This is a genomic window from Rudaea sp. (assembly GCF_036383415.1).
In the GTDB taxonomy this organism is placed as follows: Bacteria; Pseudomonadota; Gammaproteobacteria; order Xanthomonadales; family Rhodanobacteraceae; genus Rudaea.
This window is the reverse complement of sequence record NZ_DASVOK010000190.1, coordinates 1-1,732: the sequence shown is the minus strand read 5'-3', so window position 1 is coordinate 1,732 and position 1,732 is coordinate 1. Positions and strand designations below refer to the sequence as shown.

Sequence of the window (1,732 nt, the reverse complement as noted above, 5' to 3'; positions counted from 1 at the left end):
CGACCTGAACCGACAGCTCGCGACCGCGCTGACCGACGCCGGCTACGTGGTCGACCGCGCCTTCGACGGCGAGGAGGGCCATTACCTCGGCGAGACCGAGCCCTACGACGCGGTCATCCTCGACATCGGCCTGCCCAAGATGGATGGCATCTCGGTGCTGGAGGCGTGGCGCCGCAATGGCCGATCCATGCCGGTGCTGATCCTGACTGCGCGCGACCGCTGGAGCGACAAGGTGCAGGGCTTCGATGCCGGCGCCGACGATTATGTCGCCAAGCCGTTTCACCTCGAAGAAGTGCTGGCGCGCGTGCGCGCGCTGCTGCGCCGCTCGGTCGGCCACGCCAAGAGCGAATTCGTCTGCGGCCCGGTGCGGCTCGACTCGCGCACCGGCCGCGTCAGCGTCGACGGCAATCCGGTCAAGCTGACCAGCCACGAATACCGGCTGCTCTCCTACCTGATGCATCACACCGGCCGCGTGGTCTCGCGCACCGAACTGGTCGAGCATTTGTACGACCAGGACTTCGACCGCGACAGCAACACCATCGAGGTGTTCGTCGGCCGCATCCGCAAGAAGCTCGGCGTCGACGTGATCCAGACCGTGCGCGGGCTAGGCTACCTGCTGACGCCGCCGAACCCGTGATGCCCGATGCGGGTTAATTCGCTCGCGCTGCGCCTGTTCGTCTCCGCCACCGCGGTGACGGTCCTCATCCTGGTTGTGACCGGCGTCGTTCTCTCGTCGCTCTATCGCGACGGCGTCGAGCGCTCGTTCGACCGCCGGCTCGGCGTTTATCTCCGCACGCTGGTGGCCGACGTCGCGGCGCCGGAAGAGGGCGAGAAGGTCGCGCAGTCGCTCGGCGAGCCGCTGTTCGAATTGCCGCTGTCCGGCTGGTACTGGCAGGTGACCAAGCTGTCGGCGCCGAAGCCCGAGGTGCGCTCCTCGCGCTCGCTCTGGGACGGGGGGCTGCCGCATCTCGAGGACCTGCACGTGCCGACCGCTCCGGACGGCACGCGCAAGCGCTACGTGCCGGGCCCCGAGGACCAGCGTTTGCGGCTGGTCGAGCGCACGGTCGATCTCGGTGATGACGGGCGCTATCTGGTCGCGGTCGCGGGCGACGCGCTCGAGATCGACGACGAGACGCAAGGCTTCGACCGCGCGATCTCGGTGACGTTCGGCGTGCTCGCGGTGGTGCTGCTGCTCACCACCATGTTCCAGGTGCGCTTCGGCCTCGCGCCGCTGAAGCGCATCTCGGCCGGCCTCGCGGCGATCCGCTCGGGCTCGGCCGAGCGGCTGCGGGGCAATTTCCCGGTCGAGATCGCGCCGCTCGCGCGCGAGACCAACGCGCTGATCGACGCCAACCGCGAGATCGTCGAGCGCGCGCGCACGCACGTGGGCAATCTCGCGCATGCGCTGAAGACGCCGCTCTCGGTCATCATGAACGAGGCGAACGCGCGTGGAGACGACGCGCTGGCGGTGAAGGTGCGCGAGCAGGCCAACGTGATGCGCGATCAGGTGCAGCGCCATCTCGAGCGCGCGCGGATCGCAGCGCGCGCCACCGTGGTCGGCAGCGTCACCGACGTGGCGCCGGTCGTCACCGCGCTGGCGCGCTCGATGGAGAAGATCCATCGCGACCGTGGCATCGCGATCGACATCGAGATGCCGCGCGACACGCGCTTCCGCGGCGAGCGGCAGGATTTGGAAGAAATGGTCGGCAACCTGGTCGACAATGCCTGCAAG

Annotated in this window: 2 protein-coding genes; both read left to right on the top strand. The window is 68.8% G+C overall.

Annotated features, from left to right (window positions below; genetic code table 11):
- The first annotated feature begins 4 nt into the window (after window positions 1-4).
- Entirely contained in the window at window positions 5-637 is a 633-nt protein-coding gene (locus VF497_RS07480; protein WP_414706862.1) for a response regulator transcription factor, read from the top strand.
- Window positions 638-643: 6 nt separating this feature from the next.
- On the top strand, window positions 644-1,732 hold a 1,089-nt coding region (locus VF497_RS07475), incomplete at its 3' end, for a HAMP domain-containing sensor histidine kinase (RefSeq protein ID WP_330887248.1).